At 72.8% G+C, this 19,412-nt stretch carries 19 protein-coding genes and 1 riboswitch; of the genes, 13 read left to right on the top strand and 6 right to left on the bottom strand.

Annotated elements, in window-relative coordinates:
* Positions 1-26: 26 nt before the first annotated feature.
* Entirely contained in the window at positions 27-1,526 is a 1,500-nt protein-coding gene (locus ACQPW6_RS15105) for an MDR family MFS transporter (protein WP_433890144.1), read from the bottom strand.
* Positions 1,527-1,673: 147 nt separating this feature from the next.
* On the opposite strand from ACQPW6_RS15105, the gene ACQPW6_RS15100 reads away from it, so the two are divergent.
* A complete protein-coding gene (locus ACQPW6_RS15100; protein ID WP_433890143.1) occupies positions 1,674-2,258 on the top strand; it encodes a TetR/AcrR family transcriptional regulator in 585 nt (194 codons plus the stop codon).
* A 106-nt stretch (positions 2,259-2,364) separates the two neighbouring features.
* Positions 2,365-2,997 carry a DinB family protein gene (locus ACQPW6_RS15095; protein WP_433890142.1) on the top strand — a complete coding sequence of 211 codons (633 nt, stop codon included), beginning with the start codon at positions 2,365-2,367 and terminating at the stop codon, positions 2,995-2,997.
* Positions 2,998-3,070: 73 nt separating this feature from the next.
* On the opposite strand, the gene ACQPW6_RS15090 is transcribed toward ACQPW6_RS15095, so the two are convergent.
* The gene (locus tag ACQPW6_RS15090) at positions 3,071-3,607 is read right to left on the bottom strand and encodes a GrpB family protein (RefSeq protein ID WP_433894536.1); all 537 of its coding nucleotides are present in this window, start codon (positions 3,605-3,607) and stop codon (positions 3,071-3,073) included.
* Positions 3,608-3,701: 94 nt separating this feature from the next.
* Between ACQPW6_RS15090 and ACQPW6_RS15085 the strand changes: the two genes are divergently transcribed.
* Both ACQPW6_RS15085 and ACQPW6_RS15080 read left to right on the top strand, forming a co-directional pair.
* Positions 3,702-4,406, top strand: coding sequence for an IMP cyclohydrolase (locus tag ACQPW6_RS15085; RefSeq protein WP_433890141.1), 705 nt, complete (start codon positions 3,702-3,704; stop codon positions 4,404-4,406).
* Between the two features lie 48 nt (positions 4,407-4,454).
* Positions 4,455-5,282 carry a hypothetical protein gene (locus ACQPW6_RS15080; protein ID WP_433890140.1) on the top strand — a complete coding sequence of 276 codons (828 nt, stop codon included), beginning with the start codon at positions 4,455-4,457 and terminating at the stop codon, positions 5,280-5,282.
* Here the strand turns inward: ACQPW6_RS15080 and ACQPW6_RS15075 are convergent.
* On the bottom strand, positions 5,267-5,917 hold the full coding sequence (locus tag ACQPW6_RS15075) for a TetR/AcrR family transcriptional regulator (RefSeq protein ID WP_433890139.1): 651 nt from the start codon (positions 5,915-5,917) through the stop codon (positions 5,267-5,269). The two genes, ACQPW6_RS15080 and ACQPW6_RS15075, sit on opposite strands and share 16 nt — an antisense overlap.
* A 156-nt stretch (positions 5,918-6,073) precedes the next feature.
* Here ACQPW6_RS15075 and ACQPW6_RS15070 point away from each other — a divergent pair, with 156 nt between their 5' ends.
* The 3 genes from ACQPW6_RS15070 to ACQPW6_RS15060 are packed head-to-tail and all read left to right on the top strand — an operon-like array spanning position 6,074 to position 8,928.
* Entirely contained in the window at positions 6,074-7,078 is a 1,005-nt protein-coding gene (locus tag ACQPW6_RS15070; protein WP_433890138.1) for an oxidoreductase, read from the top strand.
* 41 nt (positions 7,079-7,119) lie between these two features.
* Positions 7,120-7,488, top strand: coding sequence for a hypothetical protein (locus ACQPW6_RS15065; protein WP_433890137.1), 369 nt, complete (start codon positions 7,120-7,122; stop codon positions 7,486-7,488).
* Between the two features lie 60 nt (positions 7,489-7,548).
* Positions 7,549-8,928: an SMI1/KNR4 family protein gene (locus ACQPW6_RS15060; protein ID WP_433890136.1), complete on the top strand. Its 1,380-nt coding sequence runs from the start codon at positions 7,549-7,551 to the stop codon at positions 8,926-8,928.
* Positions 8,929-8,950: 22 nt separating this feature from the next.
* On the opposite strand, the gene ACQPW6_RS15055 is transcribed toward ACQPW6_RS15060, so the two are convergent.
* Together ACQPW6_RS15055 and ACQPW6_RS15050 are read right to left on the bottom strand one after the other, a co-directional pair.
* The gene (locus tag ACQPW6_RS15055) at positions 8,951-10,387 is read right to left on the bottom strand and encodes an alpha,alpha-trehalose-phosphate synthase (UDP-forming) (protein ID WP_433890135.1); all 1,437 of its coding nucleotides are present in this window, start codon (positions 10,385-10,387) and stop codon (positions 8,951-8,953) included.
* 279 nt (positions 10,388-10,666) lie between these two features.
* Positions 10,667-11,632: a glucosyl-3-phosphoglycerate synthase gene (locus ACQPW6_RS15050; RefSeq protein WP_433890134.1), complete on the bottom strand. Its 966-nt coding sequence runs from the start codon at positions 11,630-11,632 to the stop codon at positions 10,667-10,669.
* Positions 11,633-11,843: 211 nt separating this feature from the next.
* Positions 11,844-11,973: riboswitch (SAM riboswitch) on the top strand.
* Between the two features lie 17 nt (positions 11,974-11,990).
* Between ACQPW6_RS15050 and thrC the strand changes: the two genes are divergently transcribed.
* From thrC to ACQPW6_RS15020, 6 genes are all read left to right on the top strand, one after another.
* Positions 11,991-13,283, top strand: coding sequence for a threonine synthase (gene thrC / locus ACQPW6_RS15045; RefSeq protein ID WP_433890133.1), 1,293 nt, complete (start codon positions 11,991-11,993; stop codon positions 13,281-13,283).
* Entirely contained in the window at positions 13,280-13,555 is a 276-nt protein-coding gene (locus ACQPW6_RS15040; protein WP_433890132.1) for a MoaD/ThiS family protein, read from the top strand. Before thrC ends, ACQPW6_RS15040 begins: the two co-directional genes overlap by 4 nt.
* A gap of 500 nt (positions 13,556-14,055) precedes the next feature.
* Positions 14,056-14,259, top strand: a complete 204-nt coding sequence (locus ACQPW6_RS15035; RefSeq protein WP_009339379.1) for a cold-shock protein — start codon at positions 14,056-14,058, stop codon at positions 14,257-14,259.
* A 334-nt stretch (positions 14,260-14,593) separates the two neighbouring features.
* Positions 14,594-16,219, top strand: a complete 1,626-nt coding sequence (gene groL, locus ACQPW6_RS15030) for a chaperonin GroEL (protein WP_433890131.1) — start codon at positions 14,594-14,596, stop codon at positions 16,217-16,219.
* Between the two features lie 539 nt (positions 16,220-16,758).
* On the top strand, positions 16,759-17,526 hold the full coding sequence (locus ACQPW6_RS15025; protein ID WP_433890130.1) for a DUF4129 domain-containing protein: 768 nt from the start codon (positions 16,759-16,761) through the stop codon (positions 17,524-17,526).
* On the top strand, positions 17,523-18,116 hold the full coding sequence (locus tag ACQPW6_RS15020) for a hypothetical protein (protein ID WP_433890129.1): 594 nt from the start codon (positions 17,523-17,525) through the stop codon (positions 18,114-18,116). The genes ACQPW6_RS15025 and ACQPW6_RS15020 overlap by 4 nt, the downstream gene beginning before the upstream one ends.
* 323 nt (positions 18,117-18,439) lie before the next feature.
* Here the strand turns inward: ACQPW6_RS15020 and ACQPW6_RS15015 are convergent, their stop codons facing one another.
* Positions 18,440-19,363, bottom strand: coding sequence for an aldo/keto reductase (locus tag ACQPW6_RS15015; protein WP_433890128.1), 924 nt, complete (start codon positions 19,361-19,363; stop codon positions 18,440-18,442).
* Positions 19,364-19,412 lie beyond the last annotated feature (49 nt).

Here is a 19,412-nt window from a genome sequence, read left to right as displayed (position 1 = left end):
AACCGGCCGAAAGGGCGGCGGGACCTTCAACGGTCCCGCCGCCCTTTCGTGCGTTCCGTGCTCGACGGGGAGGCCGCGTCCGCCGCGCCCGCCACGTCCGCCGGACCTGCCGGGCCCGCCGGCCTCCCCGCGGACGGCAGCAGCAGCGCGGGCAGCACCGCCAGCGCCGTGAACCCCAGCGCCCAGGTGAACGTGTGCCCGTAAGCGGCCGCGGCCTGGCCACCCGACCCCGCCAGCTCCCGCTGCAGGATGACGGCGAGCACCGCCGCCCCGAACGACCCGCCCACCTGCTGCATGATCCGCGTCGTACTGCTGGCGTGCGGGATCTCGTCCGGCGCGAGGTCGCGGAAGGCGCCGACCATCACGGCCATGTTCGCCGCGCTCAGCCCGGCGCCCCGCACCACCAGCGCGGCCCCGAGCACCCAGTAGTCGGTGTGCCGCACGCCGAACGCGAACGGCACCGTGCCGAGCGCGGTCAGCGCGATCCCGCCCAGTACCACCGGACGCGGCCCGATCCGGTCGGTGAGCCCGCCCGCGCCCCGCGCCAGCAGGCTGCCGACCCCCTGCGGCGCCAGCAGCAGCCCGGCCGCGACCACGCCCTGCCCCCGCACCTGCTGGTAGTACAGCGGCAGCAGCAGCATCGCGCCGAACATCGCGAGCCCCGACAGGAACAGCAGCGCCGAGGACGCGCTGAACGAGCGCACCCGGAAGAGCCGCAGGTCGATCAGCGGCGCCGGGGTCCGCAGCGCGGTGCGGGCGTACACGGCGAGCAGCGCCGCCCCGCACGCCACCGGGGCGAGCACCTGTACCCGGACGAAACCGCCGCCGCCGGCCGACGACAGCCCGTAGATCACGGCGGCCAGCGCGGGGGAGAGCAGCAGCAGGCCCCGTACGTCGAGCCGCAGGCCGGGCCGCCCGGGGCCGTCGGCGGGCAGGTGGCGCAGCGCCAGTGCGACGGCGGCGAGGCAGATCGGCAGGTTGACGTAGAAGATCCAGCGCCAGCTCCAGTGGCTGAGGACCAGCCCGCCGATCACCGGCCCGAAGATCGGCGCGACCAGCGCGGGCAGGCTGACGACCGCGATCAGCCGCCCGATCTGCCGGCCGCCCGCCGACCGCATCAGCAGCGTCTGCATGATCGGGATCATCAGCCCGCCGCCGACCCCCTGGACCACCCGGAAGGCGATCAGCGCGCCGATGTTCCAGGCGGCCCCGCACAGCAGCGAGCCGCCGAGGAACAGCAGCAGCGACAGCAGCCACATCCGGCGCGCCCCGAACCGCTCGACCGTCCACCCGCTGAGCGGCACGGCCATGGCGAGCGCGAGCAGATACCCCGTACTGACCCACTGCACGGTGCCGACGCCCGCGTGCAGGTCCTGGCCGAGGTCGCGGAGGGCGACGTTGACGACGGTGCTGTCGAGCAGCGGCGCGACGGCCCCGAGGACGAGGACGAGGGCGCGTGTGAGCACGTCCCGATCGAGCCCTGGGGGCTTGGCGCCGGGGGCGGGGCTGGTACGCGTACCGCTCATGGGGCCCTCATCGAGCATCATAAGAGACGGAACGTCTCTACTTCTCGCAGCGTAGACTGGCGTTACAGGAGACGCAAGGTCTCTTATCGACCTCGGGCCGCTGACCATCGGCCCCCGACCCCTCGAACCCCGGAAGCGAGCGCAGCGATGGAAGCCCGAGCCGCCGCCGGCGACCGCGGCACGCGCCGCCGCGGGCCCGCCCTCGAAGCGACGATCCTCGACGCCGTCTGGGCGGAGCTGAGCGAGGTCGGGTACGCGCGGCTGACGATGGAGGGGGTCGCGGCCCGGGCGCGGACCGGGAAGCAGGTGCTCTACCGGCGGTGGGCGAACCGGGCCGAGCTCGTCGTCGCCGCCATGCGCCACCGCGGGGGCTCGATCGCCGACGAGATCCCGGACACCGGGGAGCTGCGCGGCGACGTGCTCGCCGTCCTGCGGCAGACCGTCCACCGGCATCGCGACACCGGCCAGGACGTGATCCGGGGCATCATGGCCGACCTCCCCGACCTGCACCCGGAGTTCTTCACCGTCATGAGCGACGTCATGACCACCATCCTCGAACGGGCCGCCGCCCGCGGCGAGATCCCGTCCGCCCGGCTGCCGGTCCGCGTCGTGACGCTCCCCACCGACCTGCTGCGGCACGAACTCCTGCTCTCCCGGCGGCCGGTGACCGACGAGACGCTCACGGGGATCGTCGACGACGTGTTCCTGCCGGTGGTGCGGGCGCCGCGCTGACAGCCGGGGCTCGACGGGCCGTCCGGCGGAAAACGAGGCGCGGCGCCGTGCCGCGACCTGGCAGAGTGCCCACCCCGGCCCGGCCCCGTACCCAGCAGGAGCACCCGTGACGACCCCCAGCCGCCTCACCCCCCTCCTCGACGAGTTCGACTTCGCCCGGCAGCGCCTGGCCGAACGGCTCGCGGGCCCGTTCCTCGACAGCGGGAACGGCCAGCAGGTGCCCGTCGGCCCGCTGACCGACGCCGAGTACCTGTGGGAGCCGGTGCCGGGCTGCTGGTCGGTACGGCGGCACGCCGACGGGCCGGGTCCGCGCGCGTCCGGGCTGGCCGGGGCGGGGGAGTGGGGCCGGGACGTGGCCGAGGTCCCGAATCCGGTGCCGCCGCCGTTCACCACGATCGCCTGGCGGCTGGTCCACCTGAGCGAGATGCTGGCGCTGCGCGCGGACCACACGGCGGGCAGCCACGCGCTGGACCGCGCCGACTACCGCGTCCCCGGCGACGCGGCGGCCGCCGTCACCGCCTTCACCGAGGCGGCCGAAGCCTGGCGCGCCGCGCTCCTCGGGATCGCCGACGACGCCGAGTTGGACGTGATCGGCCGCAGCACGTACCCCAACGGCAGTGACCCGGAGGACGCGTTCATCGACACGGTGTGGTGGGTCAACCAGGAGGTCCTGCACCACGGAGCGGAGATCGCGCTGCTGCGGGACCTGTACCGGGACTGGGACGGCCCGCGCAGCTGACGCCCGGGCGCCCGGAGACGGTACGCCCCTGAACTGACCCTCTCCTGTAAGGCAGTTACTCAGCGGGCGTGCGTCACTCCGGCAGATCCTCCGCCACCGGATCGTCGATCCCCGCCGCCCTGAGCACGTCGGCGACGAACCGCGCCTTCCCGTTGGTGTACGCGTTCCGGTTGCCCGAACTCTCCTGTGCCAGATGGACCTTGAGCTCCTCGTATGCCCGCGCGAGCTCCGGGTCGGCGCGCAGCGCGTCGCGGAACGTCAGCAACGCCCGTTCCCTGGCGCCTCCGTGCACGACGACGTGCAGATGGTGGGTGCGCGCCTCGGGGTGCGGGCGCAGGAACCACAACCGGGTGTCGCCGCGCGGGTCGTCGGGCCAGTACAGCCAGCCGTCCGCCGACAGCACGTCCACCATCGCGTCCCGCTCGTCGAGCGCGCCGACCGGCGCGAGCACGTCCACCACCGGCTTCGCCCGCAGCCCGGGCACGGCGGTGGACCCGACGTGCTCGATCGGCCCGGCCAGCCAGGGCGCCAACGCGCTTTCCAGCGCGTCGCGTTGCCGCGCGAAGGCCACCGCCCACGCCGGGTCGGGTTCACTGATCGACACCGCCATGTCCGCCACGGAGGGAACGGTATCGGCTGCGGTTGGATGGGGCGACGGTCTGTCGGTGTCCGGCCCCCGGCGGGGTCGCGGAGAGGTGGGACAAATGGAGCTGCTCGACGACGTGCTGTCGGCCAACCGGTATCCGGGACGCGGGGTGTTGTGGGCCTGCACCGGCGACGGGACGCCCGTCGGGGCGTACTTCCTCACCGGTCGGACGGCTGCGTCGCGCTCCCGCACGCTGCACCGCACGGGCGCCGACGGCGAGTTGACCGTGGCCCCGGTCGCGGGCGACGCGGACGACGCCCTCCGCCACTACGTGGCCGTACGCCCCTCCGGCCGGTGGATCGTCTACGGCAACGGCGAACAGGTCGCCACGGTCGCCGACCGCCTCGCCGCCGGCCGGCCCCCGGCGCAGGCCCTGGACGACCTCGACTACGAGCCCGACCCGCCGATCTTCACCCCCCGCCTGACGGTGGTGGCGGACACGAACGGCTCCGCCGCCTGGTTCGGCGCGGCCCGCCACAGCCCGGGCCCCCGCACGGCAACCGACCGCATGACCCTGCGCGTCGGAGAACTCGCCCCCGGCGAGGCCATCTTGCTGACGACCTACCACTCCGACACCCAAACCGTCACCACCGGCCCCCCGTTCACCGAGACCCGCACGGACGCCCCCACCCCGGCAACCCTGCTGACCACCCTGTGGTCCGCCCTCACCCCCGAACTCCGCGTAGCAGCAACGGCGTTCCCCCTCTCAGCCCTCCCCGCAGCGGACCTCATCACCCTCTCGCCCGGCGAGCAGGGCGCGTAAAATTCCGACGACGAGGCCACCGCCGGCGGCACCCAAGGACTGATCCGTATGTTCCGTCGTGTCGCCCGGCCGGTGGCCCGGATCATGGCGCTGGTGTGCGTGCTGGCGCTCGCGGCCGGGTGCTGGCGGTCGGGTGGGCCGCCGCCGAAGATCCCGATGCCGTCGAACGTGCCGACCGGGCCCGACTTCGTTGCGGCGGTGGACATTCAGGCGCGGCTGTCGGCCAAGGGGCTGCCCTGTACGAAGGCGGTCGGCGAGAACTCGGCCGACCAGTACGGATCAACGTTGACCTGCGCCGTCGGGCCGGACGGGTCGATCATCGAGATCAACGTACTCGACCCGAAGAGGTTCTCCCGGCTGGACGTCGGGGATGCGATCGGCGCGGGTCGGCGGAAGCCGTTCCACCAGACGATCGTCGCCGCCGGCAACTGGTTCATCTGGGTCAAACTGCCCAGCCGCGCGCCCGACATCGCCCGCGCGCTTGGCGGGGTCGTGCTGCCGCCGATCGACCAGCAGAAGATCCCCAAGTACCCGCTGCCGGCGATCCCGGCGACGCCCCGTTTCACCAAGGTCACCGCCCTGGCGGACGAGTTGGCCGGCTCGGCCGGGTGCCGCGAGCGGCACACCGCGTCCCCGGTGTCGCTCACCTGCGAGACGGGCGCGGCGGGCGCCGCCGACTCCAACTGCGCGACGCTCACGCTGTACCCGTCGGACGCCGCGCGCGACGAAGCGCTGCGCGAGGCGATCGCCTACGTGGGAGTGCCGGCCACCGTGGTGACGGCCGCCAACTGGACGGTCGACCTCTGCGACGCGAGCCTCGGCAACCAGGTGGCCACCGACCTCGGCGGCGTCGTGGTCTCCTACGACGGCAACTGACCCCGCGGCGCGGGGTTCGCGCGGGCCCGCAGGCCGTCGGAGACCACCGTGATGAGGCGGGACAGTGCGTCGGCGCCCGCGTCGGCGTCCGCCGGGTCCGGCTCGCGTGACAGGCAGCCGGTCATCAGCGCCTTCACGTCCGGGTACGTGACATCCTCCCGGACGCCCCCGGCCCGCTGCGCGCGCAGCAGCATCGCGTTCATGCGGGCCGACACGTCGCAGTCGTGCTCGGCCGCCGCCTGGTCGATGTCGTATCCGGCGCCGACCAGCGTCTCGGCGAGCCCGCGGTGGGCCGCGCCCTCGTGGACGAGCCTGGCGAAGAACGTGAAGAACGCCGTCGTCGCGTCCTCGCCCTCGGCGAGCGCGTCCGCCTGAGCACTGAGCACCGCCATGCGGTCGAGCAGAACCGCCGCGAACAGCTCCTCCTTCGTCGGGAAGTGCCGGCTGACGGTACCGGTGCCGACCCCGGCCCGGCGCGCGATCTCGTGCACGGGCACCGCGAGCCCCTCGGCCGCGAACACCTCGGCGGCCACCTGGAGCACCCGGGCACGGTTGCGCCGCGCGTCGGCGCGCAACGCCTTCGCGGGCGCCTGCGCGGGCGTCTCCGCCGACGCCTGCGCGGGCTCGTTCACCATCGCGGGGCCGTGTCCTTTCAGCAGTCGGGCCGGTCGGCCGGTCGTCCCGACCCTACTCGGCGATCGACAAGCGGGATGGCTGTCCCGTATTCTCGACGTAACCGGGATCGCCATCCCGATTCTACCCACCGACCGACCCGGCGACGGAGACAACCCATGCCCACCACCCCCCGCCCGCGCTGGACCGCCGCCGACATCCCCGACCAGCACGGCCGCACGGCCCTGATCACCGGCGGCAACACCGGCCTCGGCTTCGAGGCGGCCCGGCTGCTCGCCGCCCGCGGCGCCACCGTCGTACTGGCCTGCCGCAACGACACCAGAGCTGCCGCCGCCGCGGCCCGGCTCACCGCCGAGCTGCCCGCCGCGGCCGTCCGCACCGTACGGCTCGACCTGGCCTCGCCGGAGTCGATCCGTGTCGCCGCCGGCGAGATCCGAACCGCCTTCCCCCGGCTCGACCTGCTGCTCAACAACGCCGGCGGGGTGAGGCCGCGCTACGAACTCACCGCGGCGGGACACGAGATGACCTTCGCCACCAACCACCTGGGCCCGTTCGCGTTCACCGGCCTGCTGCTCGACCGGCTGCTGGCGGTGCCCGGCTCGCGGGTCGTCACGGTCAGCAGCATCGGACACCGGCGCGGCCGCATCGACTTCGACGACCTGCACCAGGCAGGCGCGGGCCAAAAGGGGGCCGAACCGGGCGCCGGGCCGGACGCCCGGGCGAGCCGATACCGCTACCAACACGCCTACTTCCAGGCCAAGTTGGCGAACCTTATGTTCACCTACGAACTGGACCGCCGGCTGTCGGCAGCCGGCGCGCCGACCGTCGCGGTGGCCGCCCACCCCGGCAACGCCCGCACCGAGTTCGGCCGGGACATGCCACTGCCGGTCCGGGTGGCGCTGCACCCCCGGCTGCGGGCGCTCACCTGGTGGCTGCTGCAGGACCCGCGGACGGCGGCGCTGTCCCCGGTACGTGCCGCGGTCGATCCGGTGGCGCGCGGCGGCGACTACTACGGGCCGCCCGGCCGCGCGCAGTTCACCGGGCACCCGGTCCGCGTCGAGTCCAGCGCCCGTTCGTACGACACCGAGGCGCAGCGCCGGCTGTGGGAGGAGTCGGAACGGCTGACGGGCGTCACGTACCGGATCGCGGAGCCGGTGCGCTGAGCTTCCCGCGGGGGCGTGCGGCGGCACCGTACGCTCCGGGCATGAAAGACAGTGATTTCGTGCGCCGGGTCATCGGCATCCTGACGGAGGCCAAGCAGATGCAGACGCTGATCGAGGAGGACCCGGATCGCGACGACCTCTCCGGCGAGAACATGCGGGCGCTGCTCAACGAGATGCTGCCGGACATCGAGTTCCCGATGGACGCGACGGCCAGCGACCTCGCGGAGGCGCTGAGCGCGCAGCTCGGGCCGGTCATCGAGCGGCTCACCGGCGTCTTCTCGCTGATCTACCTCGCGCTCGCGGAGATCCACGACGCGGGCCGCACCGACGTGTCGTCCACGGACGTCCTCCAGGACCTCGCCCTGCGCGCCGACGACCTGTGGCCGGACGACGACGAGGACGCGGAGTAGGGCGGCGGCCCTGGGGTCGGTCAGGGGGCGTTGTCAGACCCCCGTGGTGGGATGGGGGACATGGAGACGACGGGGCGGGGAGAGCGGCGGGGACGGGGCGACTGGCGCCCGTTTCTCGAACGGTGGAGCGGGGAGTGGGTCGACGGCCACGGCCCGGGGGCGGACGAGGAGCTGGTGCCGGAGGTCCGGCGGGACCGCTGGCTGGGCTTCGAGCCGGCCGCCGAGGCCGAGGTCGCGGCGGCCGAGGCGCGGCTCGGGCGCCGGCTGCCGCCGTCCCTGCGGGATTTCCTGCTCGTCACGAACGGCTGGCGCGACACGGGCAGTTTCATCTACCGGCTGGCCGGTGCGGCAGAGCTGGCCTGGCTCGCCGACACCGACGACCGCGACTGGATCGAGGTCTACGAGGACCTGGCGGAGGAGGGGCCCGAGGAGACGGCCGGCGATGGCGATGAGGGCGACGACGGCGGGTGGGACCCGGTCAACGAGGCGCGGGTGCTGCGCCGCGCCCTGCGGCTGTCCCTTGAGGGCGACGCGGCGGTGATGCTGCTCGATCCCGAGGACGTGGACGCGGACGGCGAGTGGGCCGGCTACTGGCTCGCCTCCTGGTCCGGCGAGGGACCGCAGAGATTCGGGTCGTTCTACGACCTGATGCGCGACATGTACGTGTCCTTCCACGCGCTGCGCCAGCCGCCCGGCCCGACCAGGGACCACTGGGACGCGGAGGTCGAACGGGCCAGGGTCGCGGCGCTCGGCGGCGCCGTCGACGAACCGCTGGAGGTGTTCGCCGCCGCGGTGGAGTACGGGCGTCAGCGCGCGGCGCTGCTGCGCACGCAGCTGCTGGGGATGCGCGGCGAGTGGGAGCCGATGCTGCTCGACACCGTGCTCCACGTCAACCACGACGGTGAACCGGCGTTCCAGGAGCCGCTGTTCAGCGCGGAACTATTGCCGCTGATGGTGGCTCAGGAGACGGCCAGGGGCCCCGGCGCCTACTCGACTGTGGGGCGGCTGAAGCGGGACGGCTCCGCGGCGACCCGCGCCGCCGTCATGGCGTACGAGGCCCGCTGCGCCGAGCCCGGCTACCGGCTCGGATTCGGCAACCCGGAGTTCGACGCCGCCGTCCGCGCGATCTCCGACCGCCTCGCCGCCGAGCCGGCGTTCCTGGCCGCCGGGCACCCGCCGCCGCGCATCGGCCCGCTGGTGATCGTCGCGGAGACCGGGGCCGCCGCGCCCCGGGATCCGGTGCCCGACTACGCCCGGGTGCGCGCCGACCGGGCGGCGCTGCTGGACGCCGCCTGGCCGGAGCTGAAGGCCGCGTTCGCGTGGTGGCGCCCGCGCTGCGAGGACCACATAGCCCCGGTCGTGCTGTTCGCCGACCCGCTGATCGCGGCGATCATCACGCCGGAGCGCGGCGCCGAGCTGATAGCCACCGCGCGCGGCTGAGGCGGCCCCGCAAGCACCTGGGTCAGTCGTCCAGCGCGTGCAGCTGGTCGAGGAACCACTGGCTCGGCGGCAGCGCGGTGGCCGCCGAGGCCAGCCGCTTCGTGCGGTCGGTGCGGTCGGCGTCCGGCTGGGTCAGTGCGGTGTTCAGCGCGGCGGCGGTGGCCCGGATGTCGTACGGGTTGACGACGATCGCGTCGTCGCCGAGTTCCTCGAACGCGCCCGCCTCACGGGACAGCACCAGCGCGACGCCGTTGTCCGACACCACCGGCACCTCCTTGGCGACCAGGTTCATGCCGTCCCTGATCGGGTTGACCAGGGCCACGTCGGCGAGCCGGTAGGCGGCCAGCGAACGGGCGAAGTCGTCGTCGACCTTGAGCAGCACCGGCTTCCAGTCGGCGGTGCCGAACTCGGCGTTGATCTCGTCGGCGACCCGGGCCACCTCGGCGGTGTACTCCCGGTAGATCGACAGGTCCTGCCGGGAGGGGTAGGCGAAGGCGAGGTGGACGACGCGGGTGCGCCAGCCGGGGTGGTCGGTGAGCAGCTGCCGGTAGGCGAGCAGCCCGCGGACGATGTTCTTGGACAGCTCGGTGCGGTCCACCCGCACGATCAGCTTGCGGCCGGGCCCGGCCTCGGTGCGCAGCGCCTCGATCCGGTCGGCCACGTCGGGGCGGCGGGAGCGTTCGCGCAGGAAGTCGCCGTCGGCGCCGAGGCCGTGCACGCCGAGCCGGGTGGTCCGGCCCCGCCAGGTGATCTCCAGGCCGTCGTCGGACAGGGTGGCGCCCAGTACGGCCACGCAGCACGCGGCGAAGGCGTCCGCCCAGCGGCGGGTCAGGAAGGCGGCGCGGTCGGCGCCGAGGATGCCTTCGAGGAGTTCGGCGGCGATGTCGTCGGGCAGCAGGCGGAAGTAGTCCGGCGGCGCCCACGGCGTGTGCGAGAAGTGGCCGACGCGCAGGTCGGGGCGGCGCTCGCGGAGCATCGCGGGCACGAGGGAGAGGTGGTAGTCCTGCACGAGGACGGCGGCGCCCTCGGCGGCCTCCTCGGCGAGGGCGTCGGCGAAGGCGGCGTTGTAGGTCTGGTAGGCCGCCCACTGGGTGCGGAACTCCTCGTCGAAGAGGGGTTCCAGGGGGGTCTGGTAGAGCATGTGGTGCACGAACCAGAGGGCGGAGTTGGCGATGTCGTTGTAGGCGGCGTGGAAGACGTCGGGTTCGATGGCGATCATCCGCGACCCCGGCTCGCCGACGCCCCGGCGCACGGCCTCCCGGTCGCCCTCGCCGAGCGCGGCGCACACCCAGACGGCCCCGGCCTCCGGCCCGATCGCGCTCAGCCCCGAGACGAGCCCGCCCCCGCCGCGCCTGCTCTCCAGTTCCCCGTCGTCCCCCAAGGAGTACGAGACGGGCCCCCGATTGGAGGCGACAAGAATCCGAGCGGCATGTTCTTCCGAACCGGCAAGGTCAACCATGCGGCCAGCTTAGCCAGCGGCCCGCACCCTCAAACGTCCACCGTGCGCTCCCGGCCACCCCCGGCTTTTTGCGGCTCCCGCCGCGTAGGCGCGAGCGGACCGCTTTTCAGGGGCGCGGGGAACTGCGCCACCAGCCCACCACCGACCGTTGGCCGGGAAACAACAGGACCAGCCCCTTCGGGCCGGTGGTAAGGCGCGCCGCCGTCGTGGCTGGTCGCGCAGTTCCCCGCGCCCCTGAAGCCGGGCGTAGCCGGGAGCGTCTGGTGCGGCCGGGGCCGGCTACGCCACCTTCCGGGTTGCGTACTCCGGGATCGTGCGCATCGGGGGGCGTTCGTCCGCGTCCACCTCGTAGGTGCGGGGGGCGAAACCCCCGCCCGGTGCGCGGTGGAACTGCGTGAGCCGGGGCCGCACCAGGCCCCGCGAGAGGCGGAGCTGGGCCGTGCGGTAGATCGCCGCGGCCATCCGGCCGAGCGCCTGGCCGTCCTGGTGGCGGTGGTGGCGCACGCCGACGTCCACCTGGGCCAGCCCGTCGAGCCCCACCACGCCGAGCGCGTCGATGAGCATGGCCAGCTCCACCCCGTAGCCCACCGGAAACGGCAGCCCCTCAAGCAGTGACCGCCGCGCCGCGTACTCCCCGCCCAGCGGCTGCACGAAACCGGCCAGCCGCGGCCAGTGCAGGTTCAGCAGCGGCCGCGCCACCAGCTCCGTGACCCGGCCACCGCCGGCCGGCAGCACCGTCCCGCCGGTCTCCAGCGGCCGGTCGTACATCGCCTTGACCAGCTGCACCCCGGGCTCGGTGAGCAGCGGCCCGACGATCCCGGAGACGAACCGCGTGTCGAACTCCCGCAGGTCCGCGTCCACGAAGCAGACGATCTCCCCGCTGGTCACCAGCAGCGACCGCCACAGCACCTCGCCCTTGCCCGGCACGGCCGGCAGCCGCGGCAGGATCTCGTCCCGCCGCACCACCCGCGCCCCGGCCGCCGCGGCGACGGCCGCCGTGCCGTCCCGGGAGCCGGAGTCGATCACCACCACCTCGTCCACCAGCGGCACCGCCGCCGACATCAGGTCCCGGCGGATCGCCGCCACGATCGCCCCGACCGTCGCCTCCTCGTCGAGCGCCGGCAGCACCACGCTGATCGTGCCCCGCTCCCCGGCGGCCCGTTTCGCCGCGAGCAGCACGTCAAGCGGCCGGTCGGCCGCCGACCAGGACCGGCGGGTCAGCCACCGCTCCACCTCATCGAGCACGTCGGACGTCTCCTTGTGGTTCGTGACACATCGATACCGGCCATAATCAGACAAAAGTTCCGACGCGGCCTCGCGCGCCACATCTCGCGGACCGGACGACCATCTCAGCTGTCACCCTCGTCGGTTACAGTCTTGAACAACGCGTATGACCGCCGCATGCCGGGGGTCAGCGCGGGACAAACGCCCGGAGCCAGAGCATCCGGTGCCATACCGCTCATCCAGAGGGGCAGAGGGAACGGCCCGTTGAAGCCCCGGCAACCCTCCCGCCGACCGCGAGGTCACACGGTGGGGAAGGTGCCAATTCCGTCTCGTGGCGACGTCCGTCACGGGGAAGATGAGGAGAAAGGGCCTCGCCATCATGTCTGTCCAGACAATCGCCGGCACCCAGGACAACCCCTCGACCCCCGCCTTCGGGCCGGCGGCGGCACTGTCCTGCCGGGAGTGCGGCACCCGCTTCCCGCTGAGCCCGATCTTCGCCTGCGTGGAGTGTTTCGGGCCGCTCGAAGTGGCCTACGACCTCCCCGCCGGCGACCCGGAGGCGCTGCGCGCCCGGATCGAGGCCGGCCCGGCCAACATCTGGCGGTACGCCCCGCTGCTGCCGGTCCCGGCCGACGTCCAGACCAAGCCGAACCTGAACCCGGGCTGGACCAAGCTCGTCAAGGCCGACCACCTGGCCGCCGAGCTGGGCGTCACCGGCGGCCTGTACGTCAAGGACGACTCCGGCAACCCGACGCACTCCTTCAAGGACCGCGTGGTGGCCATCGCCCTTGAGGCGGCCCGCACCTTCGGCCTCACCACGCTGTCCTGCTCCTCCACCGGCAACCTGGCCGGCGCGGTCGGCGCCGCCGCCGCCCGGGCCGGCTTCCGCTCCTGCGTGTTCATCCCGCACGACCTGGAGGCCGGCAAGGTCGTGATGGCCGCGGTCTACGGCGGCGAGCTGGTCGCGATCGAGGGCGGCTACGACGACGTGAACCGTTTCTGCTCGGAGCTGATCGGCGACCCGATCGGCGAGGGCTGGGGCTTCGTCAACGTCAACCTGCGCCCCTACTACGGCGAGGGCTCCAAGACGCTGGCCTACGAGATCGCCGAGCAGCTCGGCTGGCACCTGCCGGACAACCTGGTGATCCCGATCGCCTCAGGATCCCAGCTCACCAAGATCGACAAGGGGCTGCAGGAGCTGATCAAGCTCGGCCTGGTGCCGGACAAGGCATACAAGATCTACGGTGCCCAGGCCGAGGGCTGCTCGCCGGTCTCGGCCGCGTTCAAGGCCGGGCTGGACGTCGTACGGCCGGTGAAGCCGGACACCATCGCCAAGTCGCTGGCCATCGGCAACCCGGCGGACGGCCCGTACGTGCTGGACATCGCCCGGCGGACCGGCGGCGCGGTGGAGGACGTCAACGACGAGCAGATCGTGGACGCCATCAAGCTGCTGGCGCGCACTGAGGGCATCTTCGCGGAGACCGCCGGCGGGGTGACGGTGGGAGTGCTGCGCAAGCTGATCGAGTCCGGGCAGCTCGACCCGGCCGCCGAGACCGTCGTACTCAACACCGGCGACGGCCTGAAGACCCTGGACGCGGTGGCACCGACCACCGGACCCACCGCGACCATCCGCCCGACCGTTGCCGCGTTCCGAGAGGCTGGCCTCGCATGAGTGCATCCGTCCGTATCCCGACCATCCTGCGTACGTACACCGGCGGCCAGGCCGAGGTGCCGGCCGAGGGCGGCACGCTCGCCGAGGTCATCGCGTCGCTGGAGGAGAATCACGCGGGTATTTCCGCTCGGGTTCTTGATGACACCGGAAAGCTCCGTCGTTTCGTCAACGTGTATGTAAATGATGACGATGTCCGCTTTTCCGAGGGTCTCGCCACGGCTGTTCCGGACGGCGCCAGCGTCTCGATCATTCCCGCGGTCGCGGGTGGTTGAACCATCCCGCACACTGATCTGACAAAGATCTGACGTCGGTCGGCGGCCGGCGGTGTGAGACCCGCCGAAATGTGCCCCGTTCACCCCTTTGTGGTGAGCGGGGCACTGTTGCACCTGGCACGGGAGGGGGCGGGTGCGGGGCGGAAGTTTCAAAGTTGTACGGTTGCCGGGGGCAAGTGCCCCCCATCGACGGTCAGTGCGGCGATTTATCGCCAAATTCACGTGACGAATGTCCCGTTGGTGAGCTATGTCAGGCCCGAGATGCCCCGCATTATCGATTTATCACGGGCTATTTCCGATCGGTCACGCCAAGAATTCTCGTCCGATTGACCTGTTGCACTGGGCATCCGTGCAGATACATTCAGCCGCGGTCGACGCGTTCCGGCGCACACCTCTCGTGGCTCTCCCTGCCGAAGGTAAGGGGTCCTACCCGGGGTGAGGTCTGACCCGGGCCCGCGGAGCGCGGGGCCGCGATAGGGCCAGTAATAGGGGAGTTAGGAATGGCTCAGGGCACCGTCAAGTGGTTCAACGCGGAGAAGGGCTACGGCTTCATCGCGGTCGACGGTGGTGCGGATGTCTTCGTCCACTACAGCGCGATACAGATGGACGGTTACCGCACCCTCGAAGAAGGCCAGCGGGTCGAGTTCGAGATCTCGCAGGGTCAGAAGGGGCCGCAGGCGGACATGGTCCGGCTGGCCGGCTGATCGGCTCCGGCGCGTTCGGCCACCGACGCGACGTACTCACGGCGAAGGACCCGTACCGCAGTGCCGCGGTACGGGTCCTTCGTGCGCGCGCACGTGGGGCGCGCACGTAAGGGGGGTCCGGACGGCTGACGCTTGCACTCCACCCGGGTGAGTGCTAATCATTGGCGTTAGCACTCTCCGAGTGAGAGTGACAGCAGGACCGGGTCGGCGAGGCCCGCTCGGGCGCCGGAAAGATACCGGCGACCAGGCTGGCCGTCCGTCGCGGGCGCCACGCGGTCCGATCCACCGCCCCCTGCCCCGGTGGGGGAACCCAGTCCGCGGAGGACACTTCACCATGGCAAAGATCATCGCGTTCGACGAGGAGGCGCGGCGCGGACTCGAGCGCGGGATGAACCAGCTCGCCGACGCCGTCAAGGTCACCCTCGGCCCCAAGGGCCGCAACGTCGTTCTCGAAAAGAAGTGGGGCGCCCCCACGATCACCAACGATGGTGTCTCCATCGCCAAGGAGATCGAGCTGGAGGACCCCTACGAGAAGATCGGCGCCGAGCTGGTCAAGGAAGTCGCCAAGAAGACCGACGACGTCGCCGGTGACGGTACGACCACCGCGACCGTGCTCGCCCAGGCCCTGGTCAAGGAGGGCCTGCGCAACGTAGCCGCCGGCGCCAACCCGATGGCCCTCAAGCGCGGCATCGAGAAGGCCGTCGAGGCCGTCTCCGCCGCTCTGCTGGAGCAGGCCAAGGACGTGGAGACCAAGGAGCAGATCGCCTCCACCGCCTCCATCTCCGCCGCCGACACCCAGATCGGCGAGCTCATCGCCGAGGCGATGGACAAGGTCGGCAAGGAAGGCGTCATCACCGTCGAGGAGTCGCAGACCTTCGGGCTCGAGCTCGAGCTCACCGAGGGCATGCGCTTCGACAAGGGCTTCATCTCCGCCTACTTCGCCACCGACCTGGAGCGTATGGAGGCGTCGCTCGACGACCCGTACGTGCTGATCGTCAACTCCAAGATCGCCTCGGTGAAGGACCTGCTCCCGCTCCTGGAGAAGGTCATGCAGTCCGGCAAGCCGCTGCTGATCATCGCCGAGGACGTCGAGGGCGAGGCGCTGTCCACGCTCGTCGTCAACAAGATCCGCGGCACCTTCAAGTCCGTGGCCGTCAAGGCCCCCGGCTTCGGTGACCGCCGCAAGGCCATGCTCGGCGACATCGCCATCCTCACCGGTGGCACGGTCATCTCCGAGGAGGTCGGCCTCAAGCTGGAGAACGCGGGCCTGGACCTGCTCGGCCGCGCGCGCAAGGTCGTCATCACCAAGGACGAGACCACCATCGTCGACGGCTCGGGTGACACCGAGCAGGTGGCCGGCCGGGTCAACCAGATCCGCGCCGAGATCGAGAACAGCGACTCGGACTACGACCGCGAGAAGCTCCAGGAGCGGCTGGCGAAGCTGGCCGGCGGCGTGGCCGTCATCAAGGCCGGTGCCGCCACCGAGGTCGAGCTCAAGGAGCGCAAGCACCGCATCGAGGACGCGGTGCGCAACGCGAAGGCCGCCGTCGAGGAGGGCATCGTCGCCGGTGGTGGCGTCGCGCTGCTCCAGGCGACCGCCGTCTTCGAGAAGCTGGAGCTCGACGGTGACGAGGCCACCGGTGCCGCCATCGTCAAGCTGGCGCTCGAGGCCCCGCTGAAGCAGATCGCCGTCAACGCCGGCCTTGAGGGCGGCGTCGTGGTGGAGAAGGTCCGCAACCTCACCCCCGGTCACGGCCTCAACGCCGCGACCGGCGAGTACGTGGACCTGATCGCCGAGGGCATCATCGACCCGGCGAAGGTCACCCGCTCCGCCCTGCAGAACGCGGCCTCCATCGCCGCGCTCTTCCTCACCACCGAGGCGGTCATCGCCGACAAGCCCGAGAAGGCGGCTCCGGCCGGCGCTCCGGGCGGCATGCCCGGCGGTGACATGGACTTCTGATCTGACCGATCCTCTCCGGATCAGCCCGATCGGCAGCCCGCGCGACGAAGGCGGTGCCCCCCTGGACGACAGGGGGGCACCGCCTTCCGCTTGCCGCGGGCCCGACGCGAGCCGTCCGCCGGGCACCCGCCGCCCCGGCCGGCCCGGTCTGGCGGGCCCCCGGACTTGTGTGCGAGGCTGCCGCGAGGGGACGGGGGCACGGGGGGACGGAGCTGAGCGTGTGGTGGCCGGTGCGGCGAAAGCACGGCGATGGTCCGGGGGTGAACGGTGCGGGTGGGCCGGTTGCGCCGGGCGGTACGGGTGGTGCGGACGTGTTTGCCGGCTCCGGTGGTGCGGGTAGCGCGGCGAGGCCGGGTCGCGGGCTGGCGGCCGGCCCCGGTGGTGCGGGTAGCGCGGTGAGGCCGGGTCGCGCGGGCCTGTCGGTCGGCTCCGGTGGCTCTGGCGGCCTTGGGCGGGTGCTGCTCGCCGTGGTCGTTGCCGGGGTCGCGCTGAGTGCGCTGCTGCTGCGGCCCGGGGGCTGGCCCGGGCGGAGCCGGGGGGTGGTCACGGGCGATCTGCCGACGATCCTGCTCGCGCTCGGCTGGGGCGTGCTGTGCGCGGCCCTCTTGATCCGGCACCGGGGGCAGGTCGGGCACAACGCGTCGCTCGACCCCGTCGAACTGCGCCTCGTGCAGGCGGTGCGTGCCGCTCTGCTGGCGTTCGCCGTCGCCGTGCCCGCCGGGGCCATCGCGTTGCACCGGCTGCGGCGGCGCCCCTACCACGAACCGCCCCCCAAACCCGCCCCCCTCCCCGCGCTCCAGCCCTCCGCACCTCCGAACCCCCCTCCGCCGGAATCGGGCCACTCCCCGCTCTGGTACGTCGTCCTCGTCGTCATCGCCTTGGTGTTCCTCGCGGGGCTGGCCTACGCGTACGTACGGCTGCGCGAGGAGCTGGGCGGGAAGCCGCCGCAGGCGCCGAGCGCCGAACCGCCCCTCGCGGCTGGGGCGTTGGCGGACGCGGTGGCATCCGGCCGCCGCGCGCTGCTCGACGGTTCCGACGCGCGGGCCGCCGTGATCGCCTGCTACGTCGCCATGGAGGCGTCGCTGGCCGGCTCCGGGGTCGTCAGGGAGGATTCCGACACCCCGACCGACCTGCTGCGCCGGGTCGCCGACAGCGGCCTGGACATCGCCGCGGACGCGGCGGCGCTCACCGACCTGTTCCGGGAGGCCCGTTACTCCAGCCACCCGATGTCCGACGCCCAACGGGACCGGGCCGCCGCCGCGTTGAACGGCCTGGCGGCCCAACTAGGAGCGGGAGAGAGCGTATGACGGCGAACTCGCGGGGCTTCATCGACATCACGGCCCCGGTGCAGACCGCCGCCCGCGCCGAGACCGCGCCCCCGCGGCGGCGGGTACGGATCGGCTCCGTACGGCACTCCGTCACGGTGCTGGTGCTCGTCGCGGCGGCCGGCGAGGTGCTGCTCGCGGTCACCGACGGGGTGGACGCGGTGGCCTTCGGCCTCGCCGCGTTCGTCGCGGCGGGCATCGTGATCGCCCGCTACGCGCTGGCCGGCAGCGCCCGGGACTCGGGCCTGCGCCGGCCGGTCCGGCTGCTCGGCCACTCGCAGCCGGGGCTGGGGTCGTGGGAGTGGCTGGTGCACAACGCGCTCGGGGCGGAGGGGCCGGCGTACCTGGAGAAGCGGTTGCGTCCGCAGTTGCAGCGGTTGTTCGCGGCGCGGCTGGCGGAGGAGTACGGCACGGACCTGTATCGCGCGCCGGTCCGCGCGAGCGAGCTCATAGGGCCCGACCTCTGGCCCTGGCTCGACCCCGCTTCCCCCGCCCCCCACCCGTCCATCCCCGAGCCCACCCTCCGCGCCCTCCTCACCCGCCTGGAGTCCCTCCAGCCCCCCCGCCCCTGACCGCCGCGAATCACTGCGGCCCCGCCGTGGCTTGTCGCGCAGTTCCCCGCGCCCCTTTCGGGGCCCGGCCCCGTCGTGGGTAGGTGCGGCGCCGTCGTGGCTTGTCGCGCAGTTCCCCGCGCCCCTTTCGGGGCCCGGCCCCGTCGTGGGTAGGTGCGGGCCCGCCGTGGCTTGTCGCGCAGTTCCCCGCGCCCCTTAAAAGCGCTCCGCTCGCGCCCGGCGACAAGGGCGCCCCGTCAGGGGCGCGGGGAACTGCGCGCTCAGCCCCCACCGGCTGGCAGTCGGGGTACGGGCGCAACCCCCGCGGCGGGGCGGGTCGGGGCTCAGCGGGAAGCGCGGATCGCGTCGAGGGAAGCCATCGTCGGACCGCTCAGCGCGAGCGAACCTGCCGCCACGTTCGCCTCAAGGTGCGCCCCATCCGCCGTCCCCGGAATCAAAAGCACGTTCGGCGCGTGCTGGAGCAGCCACGCCAGCCCCACCTGCGCCGGGCTCGCGCCCAGCGACTCCGCCGCCGCCCGCACCGCGGGCTGGTCCGTCACCTTCGGGAAGCCGGGGAAAGCGCTGCCGAGCGGGAAGTAGGGCACCCACGCGATGCCCTCCTCCACGCACAGCGCGAGCGTCTCCTCGTCGTCCCGCGCCACCAAGCTGTAAGCGTTCTGCACGCACACGATCCCCGCCGGCATCCCCCGCCGCAGCTGCGCCAAGCTGACGTTGCTGAGTCCGATCGCGCCGATCTTGCCCTCGTCGCGCAGCGCGACCATCACCGCGAGCTGGTCGTCGAGGTCGACGATCTGGTCGCCCTCGGCGATCAGCCCGGCCCCGGCGTCCGCGCGCCGCAGGTTCACCACCGGGATCTGGTCGAGCCCGAGGCTCGCGAGGTTGGCCTCGATGGCCTCCCGCAGCTCCTCGGGCCGCTGCGCGAGCCGCAGCGGGCGCGGGCCGCCGGGGTCCGGCGCCGCGCCGACCTTGCTGACGACGACCACGCCGTCCTCCTCGCGCAGCGCCTCGCGGAGGACCCCGTTGGCGAAGCCGTACCCGTAGAACTCGGCCGTGTCGATGTGGTCGACGCCGAGCTCGACCGCGCGCCGCACAATCGCGACGGCCGCGGCCCGGTCGCCGTCGAGCCGTTCCAGCTGCATCGCCCCGAAGCCGACGCGGGAGACGGTGTGCCCGGCGAGCTGCCAGCCGCCTCCGGGGCGCGGGGCGCCGGAGGCCGTGGTGTCGGTGAAGGTGTCGGTGTGCGACATGGGAATCCCGTCCTTGTGCGACCATGGATACGAAGCGGAGGAACCTCCG

Source organism: Streptomyces sp. CA-111067, assembly GCF_050956065.1.
Lineage (GTDB): Bacteria > Actinomycetota > Actinomycetes > Streptomycetales > Streptomycetaceae > Actinacidiphila.
The sequence above is the reverse complement of the archived record's forward strand: the minus strand, read 5'-3'. Positions and strand labels throughout refer to the sequence as shown.